Genomic DNA, 16,607 nt, shown 5'->3' with positions numbered 1-16,607 from the left:
GCCATTCGGCACGACCGCAAGCCGCCGATTCGCTATTTTTTCAGGCCAAGCACATCCTGCATGTCGTACAGCCCGGCCTTGCGGTCAGCGAGAAACTTCGCCGCCCTCAATGCCCCCAGCGCGAAAGTGGCGCGGCTGGACGCCTTGTGCGTCAATTCCACACGCTCGCCGATGCCGGCGAACAGCACGGTATGATCTCCCACCACATCGCCGCCGCGCACCGTGGCAAAGCCGATGGTATTCGGATCGCGTTCGCCCGTCACACCCTGGCGGCCATAGATGGCAGTTTCATCCAGGTTGCGGCCCAGTGCCTCGGCGGCCGCTTCGCCCAGGCGCAACGCCGTGCCGGAAGGCGCATCCACCTTGAAACGATGATGCGCCTCGATGATTTCCACATCGTAGCCCTGGTCCAGCACCTTGGCCGCGGCCTGCACCAGGTTGATCAACAGGGTCACGCCCACGCTCATGTTCGGCGCAAACACGATGGCCACGTCCTGCGCCGCACGCTCGATCTGCTGCTTTTCCCCGGCACTGAAGCCCGTGGTGCCGATCACCAGCTTTACGCCCGCCTGGCGGCAGGCTTCGAGGTATTCCAGGCTGGGCTCAGGGCGGGTGAAATCCACCAGCACGTCCGCGCCATTGATTGCCGCGGCAATGTCAGCAGTGATCTTGACGCCGGTTTCGCGGCCGAACTGCTCGCCGGCATCGCGCCCGATCTGCGGACTGTCCGCACGGTCGAGCGCGCCATGCAAATCCAGCCCCTCATCCTCAAACACCCCCTCGAGCAGGGCATGTCCCATACGGCCGGAACAACCGGCAATGACGATCTTTTGCATTTTCAAACCACATTCATTGATTGATTAAACTGCCACGCAAGCTTAGTGAGTTATCCCGCAAACCTAGAAGCCGATCTTTTCCAGCATGCGCTCGAAGTAGCCGGGTTCATCCTCAGAAGGCAAGTCGTCGTCATCCTCCTCTTCATCCGCATCAACGGTTGGCTGGGTTGCCGCAGCTGCACCGGCGGCAGGTTGTGCTGCGGGCTTGGCCGCAGGTTTCGCTGGCGCCGGCTGGGTAGTAGACTGAGGTGTCGACGGCTGAGTTGGGGCTGGAGCAGCTGCAGGCGCAACGCCGGGAGCTGCCAGCTCCGGCACAACCTTTCTCGGCGCAACAGGGTCTTCCTGCACGACCGGGACGGTCGGCTTCATGTCGTAATACTCAGCTCCGCTGGGCTGCTCGTCATCGCTCTTCCAGAACTTCAGGCGATCGAGCATGCCTTTCTTTTCCGGCGCCTTCGGCTCTACCACGATGGGTGCGGCAGGCGTTGCCACCGTTACCGCGGTATCTTCCGGCGAGGCGGGAACAACATCGCCGCGCACACGCTTCAAGGCGTCATTCTCGAACTCCATGATGACGCGGCGCTGCTCTATGATCTTGCCGCCCTTGCGCATCTGGTAGAAATAATCCCAGCGGTCGCGGTGGAAACTATCCTGGATCAATGGCGAGCCCATGATGAAGCGCACCTGCGACTTGGTCATGCCAGGCCGCAATTGCAACATCATCTTCGATGTCACGACATTGCCTTGCTGGATGTCCATCTTGTAAGGCTTGAAGGAAGGCAGTGCAGAGCTGCAGGCTGCGCACAGCAGCGCAGCTAAAAGAATTATATGACGCATCACACCACGACTTTGGCAAGAAATGGCGTAATATACCACGACATCAAAGCCGGTTTTCAGGCATATTGCCACCATTCCAGATTTTTACATGCTAGGCCGGCTCAAGCACTGGCAGCCAACATCTCGCTCGCGTGCTGCAATGTCGTCTCGGTGATCTCCACCCCGCCCAGCATGCGGGCCACCTCGTCGACGCGTTGCGCATGCGTCAGCACCTCGATCCGGCTCAGGGTCTGGCCATCCTGCAAATGCTTGCTCACACGCAGATGCTGGGCGCCCTGCGCCGCCACCTGCGGCAAATGGGTAATCACCAGCACTTGCCGCTGGCTGCCCAATGTCTTGAGCAGTTGCCCGACCACCTCGGCCACGCCGCCGCCGATGCCGACATCCACCTCGTCGAAAATCATGGTCGGCATATCGCCCTGCTGCGCCGTGACGACGCGAATCGCCAGGCTGATACGCGACAGCTCGCCGCCCGAAGCCACCTTGGATAAAGGACGGGGCGCCACGCCGGCATGGCCGGCCACCAGGAACTCGACTTGTTCATTTCCTGTCGCAGCAGGCTCCTGCGCATTGAGCGCCACGGCAAATTTGCCGCCGCTCAATGAAAGCCGCTGCATTTCGGCGCTGATCTTGTCGCCAAGGCTGAGCGCTGCCTGCTGGCGCGCGGCACTCAAGCGCTGCGCCAACGCATCATAGCCGGCGCGCGCATGCTCTTCCTCTTGCTGCAACTGGCCGTTGTCGTTCGCGGACTCCAGTTCCGCCACGCGCGCTTGCCATGACTCGAGCAACCCAGGCAGTTCTTCGGGCCGCGACCTGTATTTGCGCGCTGCGGCATGCAAGGCCTGGAGTCGGCTTTCAACCTCGTTCAGGCGCTCGGGGTCCAGGTCCGCACGCTGCAAGTAACGGTTGAGGAAACGGTCGGTTTCCTCCAGCTGGATCACGGCGCCTTCCAGGGTGTCCAGCGCCTCCTGCAATCCGCTGTCGTACGCCACCAGTTCCTGCAGTTTGTGCTGCACGCTGCTCAACTGCCTGATCGCGGCCAGTTCGCCCTCGCTCAACAATTCCCGGCAGGCCTCACCGCCGGCCAATATGCTGGCACCGTGGGCGAGGCGCACATGCTCCTGCTGCAATGGTTCCCACTCCTCGGCGGAAGGCGCCAGCGCAGCCAGCTCGCGCACCTGGTCACGCAACTCGGCCAACTCTGCGGCATAGGCTTCGGCATTCTTCTCGGCATCCATCCGCTTGCGGTACAGCACCTGCCAGGCCTGGTAGGCGCTGGCGACTTCCGCCGCCTGGCTTTGCAGGCCGCCATAGGCATCCAGCACCTGCCGCTGCGTGCCGGCCTTGAGCAAGGCATGATGGGCGTGCTGGCTATAGATATCGACCAGGAACTCGCCTATGTCACGCAATTGCTGAATGGTCGCAGGCGAGCCGTTGATAAAGGCGCGCGAGCGCCCGTCGGCATAGATGACGCGGCGCAATAACAATTGCGCATCATCCGCGTCGATCTCGTTTTCACGCAGCCATGCCTGCAAATCCGGCAGAGTTGCGATATCGAACACCGCATTGATCTCGGCCTTTTCCGAACCCGCGCGCGTAATGCCGCCCTCCCCGCGCGCGCCCAGTACCAGCGACAATGCATCGATCAGGATGGACTTCCCGGCGCCGGTTTCACCGGTCAATACGGTAAAGCCGGGGCTGAACTCAAGCTCGAGCTTGTCGACGATGACGAAATCACGGATCGAGAGTGTCTGCAGCATCTATGGCCTGCTCCCTCTGTCTTGGCAAGGCGGATATGAATTTTCTGTGAGCATGCCTATCCCCAATGCAACTTTTCACGCAGGACGTCGAAATGGTTATGCCCAGGCGGATGCAGCAATGTTATGGTGTTTTTCGCGCGCTTCACCTGCACATGGTCGCCGGGCTGCAACGCCATCTTCATTTGCCCGTCCAGGTGCACGCTGGCATCCTCGGCGTGGACTACCTGGATCACCACGTCGCTGGCGCTGCTGATCGCAATCGGGCGGTTGCTCAGCGTATGCGGACAAATGGGGACCAGGGCGATCGCATCGAGCGTGGGATACAGGATGGGCCCGCCGGCGGATAATGAATAAGCCGTTGTCCCGGTGGGGGTCGCGACGATCAGGCCGTCAGAGCGCTGCTTTTGCACGAAGTGCCCATCAATATGGATTTCCAGCTCGATCAGGCGCGCCAGGCCGTTCTTGTTCACGACCACATCGTTCAAGGCGTACCCCTGCCCGACAGTTATGCCTTCGCGCACGATGCACGCCTCGAGCAGGATGCGCTGCTCGGTATCGAACACGCCGTCCAGGATAGCGGCCACACTTTCCAGCATATGGTCCGAATTGATATCGGTCAGGAAGCCGAAACGGCCGCGATTGACGCCCACCAGCGGAATCTTGTAATCCACCAGCGCCCGCGCCACCGTCAGCATGGTGCCGTCGCCGCCCAGCACGATCGCCAGATCGGCATAAGCGCCTATGGCGTTCATCTGCAGCGTGGTATAGCCCTTGATGCTGGAATGCTGCGCCGTTTTTTCCTCGATGAACACGCCGATATGGCGTTCCCCGAGGAAACGCGCCAAGGCAAGAATCTGATCCCGGGTTTCCGGGTTCATGTACTTGCCGATCAATGCCACTGTCTGGAACGCACTTTTCATGGCTGGCATTAAATCATAGAAGATTGGCGCGTAAAACCCTGCCGCATGTCAAATCAATCATCGGGATCAATAATAGATTGCGCAAGACCGGCCTGTATCGGATAATTTTTTCATTCATTGAAGCCTGTCGATATGCATTGAATTTATGCATTGAATTAGCAATGTCACACCCTCATCTATAAGAATATGCTAGACAAACGCGCCCAGATATTGCTGAAGACCCTGATAGAGCACTACATCAGCGACGGCCAGCCTGTAGGCTCCCGCACGCTGTCGGTGGCCTCCGGGCTCGACCTCAGCCCGGCCTCGATCCGCAATATCATGTCGGAGCTCGAGGACCATGGCTTTATCGCCAGCCCGCACACGTCTGCCGGCCGCATTCCCACCCAGCGCGGCTACCGCTTGTTCGTGGATACCCTGCTCACCGTGCAGCCGCTGCAGAACCAGGAAATCCGCAAACTGGAGCATGTGCTGTCGTCCCCTGACCCGCAGGAACTCATCAACTCTGCCGCTGAACTCTTGTCCAGCCTGACGCACTTCGCCGGCCTGGTCCTGATCCCCAAGCGCCAGAGCATTGCATTCCGCCACCTGGAGTTCCTGCCCTTATCGGAAAAGCGCATCCTGGTCATCATCGTCACGACGGACGGCACGGTACAGAACCGCATCATCCTCGCCGACAAGCCATATAGCGCGGCAGACCTCACGCAGGCGAGCAACTTCTTCAACCAGAACTATGCCGGCAACACGCTGGACCAAGTCAAGCAGAAGCTGCACGAGGAACTGAAGCAGATGCAGTCCGACATGACCCGCCTGATGGCCGCCGCGCTGGAGGCCAGCAGCAAGACGGCAGACAACGACAAGGACGGCGTCGTCATTGCGGGGGAACGCAACCTGCTGAATGTGCAGGATCTTTCCGCCAATGTCAGCTCCCTGCGCAAACTGTTCGAGATGTTCGAGCGCCGCACCTCGCTCATGCAACTCCTGGACCATAGCCAGAAAGCCAGCGGCGTACAGATTTTCATCGGCGGGGAATCGGGCTACCTGCCGCTGGATGAATGCAGCATGGTGACCGCCCCTTATGAAACCAATGGGCAAACCATCGGCACGTTGGGCGTGATCGGCCCGACGCGCATGGCTTACGAGCGTGTGATCCCCATCGTGGACATCACGGCGAAACTACTTTCGAATGCATTGTCCAACAACCACTGAGCCATGCCAGACTGGCCTTCGGCATTGCGACGGCCAGCTAGGCGGCGACCCTGGCAAGCTGTGACCTAACAAAGAGGAACGTGCATGTCTTTTTACCTGAAAGAGCCGAACATCCCCGCCCAGGAGCCTGAACGCACCGGCATCCTGGTCATGAACCTGGGCACCCCGGAAGCCCCTACCGCCAAGGCCCTGCGCCCCTATCTGCGGCAATTCCTCAGCGACCGCCGCGTCATCGAGATTCCCCGCTTCATCTGGTGGTTCATCCTCAACGGCGTCATTCTGGTACTGCGCCCGCGGCAATCCGCGCATAAATACGCCACGATATGGGACAAGGATGGCTCGCCCTTGATGGTGAACAGCCAGAAGCAGGCCAGGCTGCTGGAGGGCTACCTGCACGAGCAGGTGGCTTCGCCTTATGCCGTGGAGCTCGGCATGCGCTACGGCCGACCCTCGGTCCAGTCCGCCATCGAGAAGCTCAAGGCAAAGAACTGCAACCGCATCCTACTGTTCCCGCTCTATCCGCAATATGCCGCGAGCAGCAGCGCTTCTGCGCTTGACGAGGCGATGCGCACGCTGATCCGTACCCGCAACATGCCGGAAATCCGCACCATACGCGACTATCACACGCACCCGGCCTATATTAACGCAGTGGCGGAAAGCATCCGGCTCCATTGGCACCAGCACGGCAAGCCCGACAAGCTGGTCATGAGTTTCCATGGCGTGCCGCGGCGCACTTACGACCTGGGCGACCCCTATTACGACCAATGCCAGGCCAGCGGTAAATTGATCGCCCAGGCGCTGGACCTGACGGAAGACCAGTACCTGATCGCATTCCAGTCGAGATTCGGCGCTGCGGAATGGTTGCAGCCCTACTTCGCACCTTCCATTGAAGCGCTAGGCAAACAGAAGCTGCGCCGCGTGGATGTGGTATGCCCGGGCTTTTCCAGCGACTGCCTGGAAACCCTGGAGGAGATCGCCATGGAAGGCAAGAGCCTGTTTCTCGAAGCCGGCGGCGGCGAATACCACTACATTCCAGCCCTCAACGACAGCGACGCCTGGATAAAAGCCATGCGTAAAATCGCCCTCGACAACCTGCAAGGCTGGGTGACGCTGCGCTAATCTTCGTCAAACCCCGCCCAAGAAGGAATGGGCTTTTGTTATACTCTCGAATTAGCTAGAAACGGATTCAAACCATGATAGTCATCACTGGCGGCGCAGGCATGATAGGCAGCATGATGGCCTGGCATCTCAATACCGTGCTGCAACGCGACGATATTGTGATCGTAGACCGCATTGCGCACCCCGAACAATGGCAAAACCTTTGCCACCGCCGTTATGCCAATTACCTGGACAAGGACGAACTACTCGGCTGGCTGCCCAAGATCGGAAAAATAGATGCCATCATCCATATGGGCGCCATCAGCGCCACGACGGAACGCGATTTCAACAAACTGGTGCAGGACAATATCCGCTACAGCCAATTGCTATGGGGCTGGTGTGCGGAAAACGAAGTCCCGTTCCTCTACGCAAGCTCCGCCGCCACCTACGGCGGGGGCGAGTTCGGCTATGATGACGAGGAGTCGGCGATCGACCAGTTGCGGCCGCTCAACGGCTACGGCTACTCCAAGCAGTTTTTCGACCAGTGGGTTCTGCGTCAAAGCAGCGAAGGGCTGGCGACCCCGCCGCAATGGTGCGGATTCAAGTTCTTCAATGTCTATGGCCCGAATGAATACCACAAGGAACGCATGGCGAGCGTAGCCTTCCACACCTTCAACCAGTTCCGCGAGCAAGGCCATGTCAAGCTGTTCAAGAGCCACAAGCCCGGTTTTGAGGATGGCATGCAATTGCGCGATTTCGTGTATGTGAAGGACGCCGTGGCCGTAATGGCGCATTTCCTCGAGCAACCCCAGCATTCAGGCCTGTTCAACATCGGCACGGGCGAGGCGCGCGCATTCAAGGACCTGGCCACCGCCGTCATGACCAGCATGGGCCGCGAACCCAGCATTGAATACATCGACATGCCGCAAGACCTCATGGGCAAGTACCAATATTTCACAGAGGCCAATATCAGCAAGTTGCGCAATACAGGTTACACAGCCCCGTTCCACACGCTGGAGCAAGGTGTGCAGGATTATGTTCAGCAATACCTCATGCAAGCCGACCCTTATTGCTGAGCCTGGCCAGGAGAACACCATGAATGCTGTCGACACATTGAAACAAGCTTTCAGCGAACACCAGGCCGTCATTGCGGCGCTGGAGCCCTTGCTCCCCAAAATCGCCGATGTGGCGCAAGCGATGCGCGCCTGCCTCGCCAGCGGCGGCAAGATATTGCTGTTCGGCAACGGCGGCAGCGCCGCCGACAGCCAGCATATCGCCGCTGAAATCGTCGGGCGCTACAAGAAAGAGCGCCGGGGATTGCCAGCCATCGCCTTGACTACGGACACCTCCATCCTCACCTCGGTCGGCAACGACTACGGCTTCGACTTTATTTTCTCCCGCCAGGTGGAAGCGCTCTGCCTGCCCGCAGACCTGGTGATTGGCTTTTCCACCTCCGGCAATAGCCGCAATGTGGTGCTGGGCATAGAAAAGGCGCGCGAAATCGGCGCCGTCACCGTAGCCATGACTGGCGGCAGCGGCGGCAAGCTCGCGAGCCTCTGCGACCACGTGCTGACCATGCCCACCAGCGATACCCCCCGCATCCAGGAGGCCCACATCCTGATTGGGCATAGCCTGTGCGACTTGGTGGAAGCCGACTAACACTTCATCATATTTACCCATATGCGCGAGTTTTTCCTCAATACCATTCAGCATCGCTTCGGACATGACCCATTGTGGATACTGGTCATCGGCGACCTCATGCTGGACCGCTACCTGTTCGGCGATGTGCAGCGCATCTCGCCGGAAGCGCCGGTGCCTGTCGTGTTGCTCAAGTCGCAAGACGAGCGCGCCGGGGGGGCGGCCAACGTGGCGGCCAACCTGGCCGGCCTCGGAATCAAGACCAGGATCGCGGGGGTGATTGGGCAGGATAACGAAGCACAGACCCTGCTCGGCTTGATGCGCGATATCGGCGCAGACACGCAGCACATCCATCGCAGCACGCTCAGGCCCACCATCACCAAGACCCGTATCCTTGGCGGCCACCAACAAATGATGCGCCTGGACCAGGAAGATGCCGCAGCATTTTCAACAGAAGAGCACCTTGTTCTGCAAGCCGCCATCAGCACCGCGTTGGCAGACAAGCCGGCTGCCGTCATCCTTTCCGACTATGCCAAGGGCGTACTGAGCGAAACCTTGTGCCAGTCGGTGATTGCGCAAGCCACAGCGGCCAACATTCCGGTGCTGGTCGATCCCAAGGGACGCGACTACAGCAAATACCAGGGCGCGAGCGGGCTAACCCCGAACAAACGCGAAACCGCCGAAGCCTGCCATGTCGCCATCCATGACGACCAGGCACTGCTTGCTGCTGCAGAACAGCTGCGCAGCGCGCTGCAGCTCGAATTCCTCGCCGTCACCCGCGGAGAGGAAGGCATCACCGTGCTGGATCGCCAGGGCAGCGCGCATCTGGCTGCCACTGCACGCCAGGTCTACGACGTTTCAGGCGCCGGCGACACCGTGATCGCCACACTCACTGCAGGCTTGGCACACGGCCTTCCCCTGCACGATGCGATCGAGCTCGCCAACATCGCGGCAGGCATCGTGGTGGGCAAGGTCGGCACGATGCCGATAACCAAGGCGGAACTGGAGCATGAGCTGCAATCCCAGCAATCCGCAGCGCAGGCGGACAAGGTCTGCAACCTGGACAGCCTGCTAGCCCGGGTAAGAACCTGGCGCAATCACGGTGAGCGTATCGTCTTTACCAATGGTTGCTTCGACCTGCTGCATGCCGGGCATGTCACTTACCTGGAGGCAGCCCGCAACACCGGCGACCGCCTCGTACTGGGCCTCAACACGGACCGCTCGGTGAGTGCGTTGAAAGGCCCGACCCGCCCGGTGATCCATGAGCAAGACAGGGCCCGTGTGCTTGCCGCGCTCGAATCCGTGGATGCCGTCATCCTGTTCGATGAAGATACGCCTATCGACCTGATCAAGGCCCTCCGCCCTGACGTCATCGTCAAGGGCAGCGACTACACGGAAGACCAAGTGGTAGGCGGCGCGGAAGTCAAATCCTGGGGCGGCAAGGTCGCCTTGATCGATGTCGTCCCGGGCCGTAGCACCAGCAATATCATCAGGAAGCTTGCATCCTGATGGCCGAGGTTCGCTAGATGGCCAACAACCGGCAAGACAAAATCCTCGTCATGGGCCCTTCCTGGGTAGGCGACATGGTGCTGGCGCAAAGCCTGTTCAAGACCCTCAAGCAGCAAAAGCCGGACTGTATCATTGAAGTCGCAGCGCCGGCATGGACCCTGCCCTTGCTGGAACGCATGCCGGAAGTCGATGCATCCATCGCACTGCCTTTCAAGCACGGCCAACTGGCGCTGAAGGAACGTATCCGCTTTGGCCGCAGCCTGAAGGATAGGCACTACACGCAATCCATCATGCTCACCAACTCCCTGAAATCAGCAATCCTGCCAGCTGCCAGCGGCATCAAGCGCCGCACCGGTTTCCTTGGTGAAATGCGCTACGGCCTACTCAACGACATCCGTCTTCTCGACAAAACCAAGCTGCCAAGGACTGTGGACCGTTTTGTCGCCCTCGGCGTCAATGCAGATGCAGGGATTCCATCTGCGATCCCCAATCCCAGCCTGGTGGCCAGCAAGGAAAATGCCCAGACCTGCCTAAAGAGATTAGAAGTCGATATTCCGCAAGTCCCGGTGTTAGGCTTGTGCCCAGGGGCTGAGTACGGTGAAGCCAAGCGCTGGCCGATAGAATATTATGCCGAGGTTGCACGCGCCGCATATGCACACGGATGGCAAGTCTGGCTATTCGGCTCCGAGAAGGACGTCCCGTTTACCGCAGAAATCAACCGCCTGAGCAACATGGTTTGCCTGGATCTGGGCGGAAGAACCAAACTAGGGGATGCGATCGACCTGATGTCGCTATGCGACGCCGTGGTCAGCAACGACTCCGGGCTCATGCATGTCGCGGCAGCGCTAGACAAGAAACTCGTCGCCATCTACGGCTCCTCCGACCCGCATCACACGCCGCCGATGAGCAGCAAGGCTGTCATTGAGTACCTCGGCCTAGAATGCAGCCCGTGTTTTCAGCGGGAATGTCCGTTGGGGCATTTGAACTGCTTGAGGCAGATTTCGCCGAAACATATCATTCATACATTGACACTCAACTAGCAAGCACCGCGCATGAGCCTTTCCCGCTACAGCACTCTACAACTGCACGTCACCTTCATTGCCCTCGCACTGCTATTCGCAGCTTGGATCAACTATATTCACCATGGCTGGATCAATGGGGATTCTGTGCTCTACTTTGAAGCTGCGCGACTGTTCAGCCTCGGAGAGTGGAGAGCAGGCATGGAGGTCTGGGGATGGCCGCTCTTCTCATTGTTAATTGCAGGGATGCACAAATTAAGCGGCTTGAATATCCAGCTCTCTGCCCAAGTGCTCAACACCCTGTTATTCGGACTTGCCACTGCCAGCTTTCTGCAACTGATTCGCGAAGCAGGCGGGCAAAAAACCGCTTTGATTTCAGGAGGATTACTCCTGCTGAGCTCGCAGTATATTGTTGGCGACATTCTTCCCATGCTGCTGCGCGACCAGGGTTTCTGGGCCTTCTTCCTGACCAGCCTGGTTTTCTTCGTACGTTACGCCAAGCACTATCGCGTAAGAGATGCGCTGTTGTGGCAGGCTTGCATCATGACCGCCACCCTGTTCAGGATAGAAGGGATCAGCTATCTGGCGCTACTGCCCATGGCACTGCTCTTCACCGCACCGGCGCATATGAAACTCAAGGCATTCCTGCATGCGCACAGCCTGAACATATTGGCAGGTGTTGGCCTGCTGGCCTCCATCCTGATCCTGGGCTTGCAAACAACAGAATTGGGCCGACTGCAGGAAATTCTCACTCTGGACATTCACCAGCAACTCACACAAAAACTGCTTGCCCAGGCCGGCATCATGGCGGAATCCGTATTGGGGGAATACCTGGATGAGTTTGCCGTACCTGGCCTCCTGGTCACTTTTATTTTCATCTTGCTCATCAAGGTGCTCTATACCACAGGGACGCTCAATACCATTCTCAGTCTGCTTGCCATTCGCGCCAGACCAGCATTGGCCGCCCAGCCTGCGAAGGCGGTCCTGAACACAGCCATATTGATCTCGCTCATCAATATGTTCCTGATCATCACGAAAGTATTCGTCCTGTCGGGACGCTACGTCATTGCTCTCGCGCTGATACTCATGGTCTATGCTGCCTTTTATATGGCATACCTGTTTGAGCGCTACCAATCCGGCTATCCGAGAAACCGGGTTGGACGCGTCATTCTCTGGGTTATCCCAGCTTCTATATTGATTGGCCTGTTAACCAACCTATGGCCCAAACCTGTCGGCTTCAATTATGAGCAAGAAGCCATTGCCTGGTTAAAAGCGCATCACATTGATAATAAAGACGTGTTCTTCGACAGTGCGAGGTTACGTTATTACGCCGGGGCTTCCTTTATAGGAAATGACGGAAATTTTGTGTTAGAAACCATTCGTCGCGGCGAAGATATTACTGAACCATATGTCGTTATTGGTGGGATTAACAGCAAACGCCCAGAACAACATGAATTATTTACAGCCAGCTATCCAAACTATAAAGAAATAGTGCAATTTAGCGGCCCCAAGAATAAAAAATTTACTATCATTTACAAAAAATTCACACCACAGTAATTCCTCGCTCAGTAAACACCGCTTCACTTCGCATATTGCCTAGATCAAGCATGGAGGTCATGGCAGATTTTGACCACTTACTCTTCCAAACCATAAAATGGAAATAGGGAAACCCATGACCGCCAGTCAGATTATTCGTGACTATTCCATTAGTCCAATACCATTCCGTTGGGAAATTATATGTCCCATCCACCCATGGTATTCTCGCATTCGGCGTCACATAAGTCTCATTAAATTCTGCCTTAGTTAACCAAGAATCGAACTTAGCTGCCATCGTCCGAATGATAGATAAAGAGTTCTTATGACGAATAAATATTTTACTAAAATGCTTTTCATCAAATGCAGCATGCTGATTGCTACTGAGTACTTGCCTCCAATCCTTGGCACGCATGAATGCGGAGCGCATTTCCTCCGTATTTCGCATTAAGCAAAAATGGCCTGATACTCGCCTACCCGTAGTAGAAAACAAATCCTTACTCTGAAGCCGTTCGTTGGAAAAATAAGCTCGCAGATCCCCATACACCAAATCAATATCGCTATATCCCCAGAAATCATATCCAACAAGCTCATCTGCATGTATATATCCCAATGCAGGTTTTATATCACATAGCTTATAGGAGTTTTCCGGCATGAATTTCAAATCAAGAAAAATAGAAATTTTTCTGCAATAATCCGAGTAGGTGATATCCACTACCCGAACGTTACCTGGACAATTATCCGGCGTGCCGCAATCAGTATAAAGTATCCAATCTATGCTGGAATTGTAACGGCAGCTTTCCATGAAGATAGACATCCAGAATGGCCAAGCTCCAAAATAGGGAATCAATATACAGATACTAGGTTGCTTTACACTTTGCATTACATTTCTACTTAGCAAAATGCGGCATAAATGGATATCCTTGAAACTTCGACAGATATCTTTCAGGAACAAGATAAATATTGGAGTATTTTTTCTCTGGAGAAAAACCAGACAACACCCAGCGCTTATCAAAGTACTTGTAATAAAATCTTTTGATGAAGCCGCACATTCCTTTACCATGGACTTTCTTGCTGTTTGTCACAGTAATGGAAAAAATGGTATATCCAGAGAACAGTGTATTAAATAGGTCATTTCCAATAAACCCATCAATAGTTTTCTGATTTTTATACTCCAACAGCAACAAAGGCTGTTGTATTTGAATAGTATGCTTCAGTCCTTGAAGAGCAGGAACCTCATGACCTTCAACGTCCATTTTGATGAAATCTACTTGCTTTACTTCCTGTTGAGCTAAGTAATCATCTCCAACCAAGGTGCTGATCTTTAATTTCTGCCCACTACTCTCCATAATCTCAAGGCTGGAAGAACCAAGATTAGCATTATCCGGAATAAAGATATCCACCTCTTGGGCAAGATTAGACAGTCCTGCATTTACAGCCTCTGCATGTTTGGCATGATTTTGCTCAATGTTGATCGTGAGCGCCTGAAAAATAAAATCTACTGGTTCAAATGCAATTAGACGGCGAGAGTAATCAGCAATCACTAGCGTATGATTACCAATATTGGCACCAATATCGAGACTGGTTTCAGGCCTAATAACTGCCAAGACATCAGTTAATGAATCCAATATATTACTGTCATACTCCCCCTTATGCTGGATTTCCCGCGTAATGGAATCACCTTCAAAGGCATTCAGTATTTTACCTCGTTTTGTTGTTAGCTTAATCAGGGAACGATGCATCGCACTCTCCAATTCTTGATAGATGCTTGATTGATAACACGTCTTTAATAAAGGATAGTGAGAAAAAATGCTGTCTCGCAGCTATATCACTGAATTTGGAACCTAACACGTTACAGGTATGCCTGTCTGAAGATGACAATAACGCTTGTTCAACTAACAAATTTGCCAACTGTCTGCCGTCCCCCAACTCAAACAAAGCACCGGAGCCATGTACTACTTCCGCTGCACCTCCGCTATCACTAGAGATGATCGGTAATTCCGCCGCCATCGCTTCAAGCAACACCATGCCAAAAGGCTCGTGATCCGAGGTCAAAACGAACAAATCAAACGCCCGGAAATACCGCCTTGCTTCCGGCACTAAGCCTGCAAAGCAGACTTTGTCGGCAATACCCAATGCACTGGCCAACGACTTCAACTCCAGCTCCAACGGGCCCTTTCCCATAATCAACAATAGGGTGTTCGCAGGCAGCCCCGGCAGTGCCTGGGCAAAACCACGCAGCAGGGTCGCTTGGTCCTTGTCCCGATGCAAGCGGCCAACATTGGCAATCACGTAGGTATCGTCTTCCAGCCCGAGGCGGCGGCGTGCTTCCTGCCTGGGCAACAGGGATTGCCTGACCGCGTCCACGTCAATGCGGTTATACAAGGTCTGGATCTGCTCGGCTGGCCAGTGTTTGAGGTGCTGGCGCATTTCGTCCCGCACGGAATCCGATACGCATAGCATCAATAGTCGCTTGCGGTAAAAGTTGACGAGGATACGGCGGGTAAACCGCCCATAGTCATTGTAGTTATGATGTACGCTCACAACTGGCAGACCGGTAGCGAGCAATGCCACATAGGTAGGCTTGGCGCGATGGGCAATACAAAATGCGAAGTCCCGGCTTTTCACCAATTGCCTGATTTTGGCAATCGCCCCTAGTTTGAGTCCTTTTACCTGTTTGCTGCTATAGCCAAGGAAAATCACTTCATCGGAAGCGCTGCCTCGCTCCACCTCGGGATCTGGCTTTCCAGTCAGGTAGACCGTCACCACCTTGTAGGGACTATCCTTGAACAAGGCAGCATATTGGCGTGCGCAGTCGAGGAAGGGAGGATAATAGCTATGGCAGATATGCAGTACGTACATATTTCAAGCACCGGATAAAAACTTCAGCCTCTGCCTAAGCGCAGACGCGGCTTTGGGCGGCAATTGCGCCGTGGAGAAATAGCCATCCGCAAACACTTTGCGTTCGGCCATAGGCAATGACTCCCAATCCGCCTGGCAACGCTGCAGATGGCGGAAATTACGCGCGCGATGCCAGTTGGTCAGGCCATGCCGATACACCTTGAGATCGGCAATATCAATCAAGCCAAGCCGTCCGTCCTGCATCCTGACGACATTGCTAAAATGCAGCGAGCGGAAATAAATGCCATGCTGATGCAGTTGCGCGACAAAACGTCCAAAACTTTCCATGAGTCCATGCTCCGCCAAACCGGAGATATGCAATTGTCGCAAGGTATGCCCCTGCAACGGCCGGTAGAGTACGGCAGTATCGGTACTTTCCTCGAAATGGAACAATTGCACGATCTCGACCGTAGGAACGCCGAGCTGCTTGAGCTTATCCGCATTGCGGCAGAAATGGCGCGCATAGGAATACACGCGGGCCAAGGTAAAGGTGTGGCGCACGCGAAATACCTTGAGGATATTGCCATTCACCATCTGCAGCACTTTAATGCCGCGCTCATCCTGCTCGAGCACCTTGGCATTCCGGCTTAATTGCGCGAAGTCTTCCGGGGTAAGCAGGTGGCTGTTGCGAATATTCAGGCGGGGAATCAGCATGTATGCGTTAACAAGGCGTTTATATCGGGCAATGTAGCAATATCCTGGCTGGCGCAATAAGCCTGCCAACCGGGGAAATCGGTCCATTTGTGCAGAAAGACGAAATCCAGGCCGGCACGGCTCGACGACTCATGATCATAACGGCTATCGCCGATAAAAATCGCGGGCCGGCGGATATTATCGCGGCCGGTTTCGCGCGCCATGATCTCGTCCTTGTTATCCGGGCTGCCGAAAATGCCGCCATCAAACAATGAGGACAGCTTACGCTCGGCAAAAATGGCACGCAACTCTTCCTGGTCCCCACCTGAAATCACTAGCCAATTGCTGGCTGCGGTTTTTTCACGCAGTGCCTGCAGCCCAGGCGCAATTTCACAATTTGCCAGGCGCTCGCGCACCTCGCGACCGAAATCCTGCAACAAGAATTCCACATCATCCTGAGCAAACGGCTTTTTCAGGATTTGCTTGAGGAAATACTCGAATTTGACGAAACGGGAAATACCGCCCAGCTTGATGTGGTAATCCACCAGTGCCTGCGCTTGCTGGTCGTCCGCGCCGAAGTTCTTGGCAGTGGCGTAATACGCCTCGATCTTGAGATGGTTGGAGTTGAGGATGACGCCATCGCAATCAAACACCCATGTGTGGTATTGCTCGAGATTCAGCATAGCGCGACCTGAAGGTTGGTGCCATAGGCAA

General features: G+C 55.7%; 16 protein-coding genes. 7 read left to right on the top strand and 9 right to left on the bottom strand.

Annotated features, from left to right (window positions below; all coding sequences use genetic code 11):
* Positions 1-32: 32 nt before the first annotated feature.
* The 4 genes from dapB to ACKF11_RS02535 form a co-directional block, all read right to left on the bottom strand.
* A complete protein-coding gene (gene dapB / locus ACKF11_RS02550) occupies positions 33-836 on the bottom strand; it encodes a 4-hydroxy-tetrahydrodipicolinate reductase (protein WP_407996031.1) in 804 nt (267 codons plus the stop codon).
* 63 nt (positions 837-899) lie between these two features.
* On the bottom strand, positions 900-1,673 hold the full coding sequence (locus ACKF11_RS02545) for an outer membrane protein assembly factor BamE (RefSeq protein WP_407995848.1): 774 nt from the start codon (positions 1,671-1,673) through the stop codon (positions 900-902).
* 101 nt (positions 1,674-1,774) lie between these two features.
* Complete coding sequence (gene recN, locus ACKF11_RS02540; RefSeq protein WP_407995847.1) at positions 1,775-3,433, bottom strand: DNA repair protein RecN; 1,659 nt, start codon at positions 3,431-3,433, stop codon at positions 1,775-1,777.
* Between the two features lie 56 nt (positions 3,434-3,489).
* Entirely contained in the window at positions 3,490-4,353 is an 864-nt protein-coding gene (locus ACKF11_RS02535) for an NAD kinase (RefSeq protein WP_407994336.1), read from the bottom strand.
* A 186-nt stretch (positions 4,354-4,539) separates the two neighbouring features.
* Between ACKF11_RS02535 and hrcA the strand changes: the two genes are divergently transcribed.
* The 7 genes from hrcA to ACKF11_RS02500 all read left to right on the top strand — a co-directional run bounded on the left by hrcA (position 4,540) and on the right by ACKF11_RS02500 (position 12,383).
* Complete coding sequence (gene hrcA, locus ACKF11_RS02530) at positions 4,540-5,562, top strand: heat-inducible transcriptional repressor HrcA (RefSeq protein ID WP_407995846.1); 1,023 nt, start codon at positions 4,540-4,542, stop codon at positions 5,560-5,562.
* Positions 5,563-5,646: 84 nt separating this feature from the next.
* On the top strand, positions 5,647-6,681 hold the full coding sequence (gene hemH, locus ACKF11_RS02525) for a ferrochelatase (RefSeq protein WP_407995845.1): 1,035 nt from the start codon (positions 5,647-5,649) through the stop codon (positions 6,679-6,681).
* 74 nt (positions 6,682-6,755) lie between these two features.
* On the top strand, positions 6,756-7,736 hold the full coding sequence (gene rfaD / locus ACKF11_RS02520) for an ADP-glyceromanno-heptose 6-epimerase (protein ID WP_309564716.1): 981 nt from the start codon (positions 6,756-6,758) through the stop codon (positions 7,734-7,736).
* A gap of 19 nt (positions 7,737-7,755) precedes the next feature.
* Complete coding sequence (locus ACKF11_RS02515; protein ID WP_407995844.1) at positions 7,756-8,319, top strand: D-sedoheptulose 7-phosphate isomerase; 564 nt, start codon at positions 7,756-7,758, stop codon at positions 8,317-8,319.
* 21 nt (positions 8,320-8,340) lie between these two features.
* Entirely contained in the window at positions 8,341-9,807 is a 1,467-nt protein-coding gene (gene hldE / locus ACKF11_RS02510) for a bifunctional D-glycero-beta-D-manno-heptose-7-phosphate kinase/D-glycero-beta-D-manno-heptose 1-phosphate adenylyltransferase HldE (protein ID WP_407995843.1), read from the top strand.
* Positions 9,808-9,824: 17 nt separating this feature from the next.
* Positions 9,825-10,847, top strand: a complete 1,023-nt coding sequence (waaF, locus tag ACKF11_RS02505) for a lipopolysaccharide heptosyltransferase II (protein WP_407995842.1) — start codon at positions 9,825-9,827, stop codon at positions 10,845-10,847.
* 12 nt (positions 10,848-10,859) lie between these two features.
* Positions 10,860-12,383, top strand: a complete 1,524-nt coding sequence (locus ACKF11_RS02500) for a hypothetical protein (RefSeq protein WP_407995841.1) — start codon at positions 10,860-10,862, stop codon at positions 12,381-12,383.
* On the opposite strand, the gene ACKF11_RS02495 is transcribed toward ACKF11_RS02500, so the two are convergent.
* Genes ACKF11_RS02495 through ACKF11_RS02475 form a run of 5 tightly spaced genes read right to left on the bottom strand, consistent with a single transcriptional unit; the run spans position 12,370 to position 16,576 of the window.
* Positions 12,370-13,242 carry a DUF6625 family protein gene (locus ACKF11_RS02495; protein ID WP_407995840.1) on the bottom strand — a complete coding sequence of 291 codons (873 nt, stop codon included), beginning with the start codon at positions 13,240-13,242 and terminating at the stop codon, positions 12,370-12,372. The genes ACKF11_RS02500 and ACKF11_RS02495 overlap by 14 nt on opposite strands.
* A gap of 7 nt (positions 13,243-13,249) precedes the next feature.
* Positions 13,250-14,101 (bottom strand): FkbM family methyltransferase, encoded by an 852-nt coding sequence (locus tag ACKF11_RS02490; protein ID WP_407995839.1) that lies wholly within the window; start codon positions 14,099-14,101, stop codon positions 13,250-13,252.
* Positions 14,082-15,221 (bottom strand): glycosyltransferase, encoded by a 1,140-nt coding sequence (locus ACKF11_RS02485; protein WP_407995838.1) that lies wholly within the window; start codon positions 15,219-15,221, stop codon positions 14,082-14,084. Before ACKF11_RS02485 ends, ACKF11_RS02490 begins: the two co-directional genes overlap by 20 nt.
* Positions 15,222-15,224: 3 nt before the next feature.
* On the bottom strand, positions 15,225-15,914 hold the full coding sequence (locus tag ACKF11_RS02480) for a BUD32 family EKC/KEOPS complex subunit (protein ID WP_407995837.1): 690 nt from the start codon (positions 15,912-15,914) through the stop codon (positions 15,225-15,227).
* On the bottom strand, positions 15,908-16,576 hold the full coding sequence (locus ACKF11_RS02475) for an HAD family hydrolase (protein ID WP_407995836.1): 669 nt from the start codon (positions 16,574-16,576) through the stop codon (positions 15,908-15,910). The genes ACKF11_RS02480 and ACKF11_RS02475 overlap by 7 nt, the downstream gene beginning before the upstream one ends.
* Between the last annotated feature and the right edge of the window lie 31 nt (positions 16,577-16,607).

The organism is Methylobacillus draconifructus (genome assembly GCF_045984385.1).
GTDB lineage: Bacteria > Pseudomonadota > Gammaproteobacteria > Burkholderiales > Methylophilaceae > Methylobacillus > Methylobacillus flagellatus_A.
The sequence above is the reverse complement of the archived record's forward strand: the minus strand, read 5'-3'. Positions and strand labels throughout refer to the sequence as shown.

Bases quoted from the DNA above. Each gene is read 5' to 3' on its own strand.
- ACKF11_RS02495 (WP_407995840.1), bottom strand. From the start codon at position 13,242: ATGCAAAGTGTAAAGCAACCTAGTATCTGTATATTGATTCCCTATTTT.
- ACKF11_RS02535 (WP_407994336.1), bottom strand. From the start codon at position 4,353: ATGAAAAGTGCGTTCCAGACAGTGGCATTGATCGGCAAGTACATGAAC.
- ACKF11_RS02480 (WP_407995837.1), bottom strand. From the start codon at position 15,914: ATGCTGATTCCCCGCCTGAATATTCGCAACAGCCACCTGCTTACCCCG.
- hldE (WP_407995843.1), top strand. From the start codon at position 8,341: ATGCGCGAGTTTTTCCTCAATACCATTCAGCATCGCTTCGGACATGAC.
- recN (WP_407995847.1), bottom strand. From the start codon at position 3,433: ATGCTGCAGACACTCTCGATCCGTGATTTCGTCATCGTCGACAAGCTC.
- rfaD (WP_309564716.1), top strand. From the start codon at position 6,756: ATGATAGTCATCACTGGCGGCGCAGGCATGATAGGCAGCATGATGGCC.
- hrcA (WP_407995846.1), top strand. From the start codon at position 4,540: ATGCTAGACAAACGCGCCCAGATATTGCTGAAGACCCTGATAGAGCAC.
- ACKF11_RS02500 (WP_407995841.1), top strand. From the start codon at position 10,860: ATGAGCCTTTCCCGCTACAGCACTCTACAACTGCACGTCACCTTCATT.
- ACKF11_RS02485 (WP_407995838.1), bottom strand. From the start codon at position 15,221: ATGTACGTACTGCATATCTGCCATAGCTATTATCCTCCCTTCCTCGAC.
- waaF (WP_407995842.1), top strand. From the start codon at position 9,825: ATGGCCAACAACCGGCAAGACAAAATCCTCGTCATGGGCCCTTCCTGG.
- ACKF11_RS02545 (WP_407995848.1), bottom strand. From the start codon at position 1,673: ATGCGTCATATAATTCTTTTAGCTGCGCTGCTGTGCGCAGCCTGCAGC.
- dapB (WP_407996031.1), bottom strand. From the start codon at position 836: ATGCAAAAGATCGTCATTGCCGGTTGTTCCGGCCGTATGGGACATGCC.
- ACKF11_RS02490 (WP_407995839.1), bottom strand. From the start codon at position 14,101: ATGCATCGTTCCCTGATTAAGCTAACAACAAAACGAGGTAAAATACTG.
- hemH (WP_407995845.1), top strand. From the start codon at position 5,647: ATGTCTTTTTACCTGAAAGAGCCGAACATCCCCGCCCAGGAGCCTGAA.
- ACKF11_RS02515 (WP_407995844.1), top strand. From the start codon at position 7,756: ATGAATGCTGTCGACACATTGAAACAAGCTTTCAGCGAACACCAGGCC.
- ACKF11_RS02475 (WP_407995836.1), bottom strand. From the start codon at position 16,576: ATGCTGAATCTCGAGCAATACCACACATGGGTGTTTGATTGCGATGGC.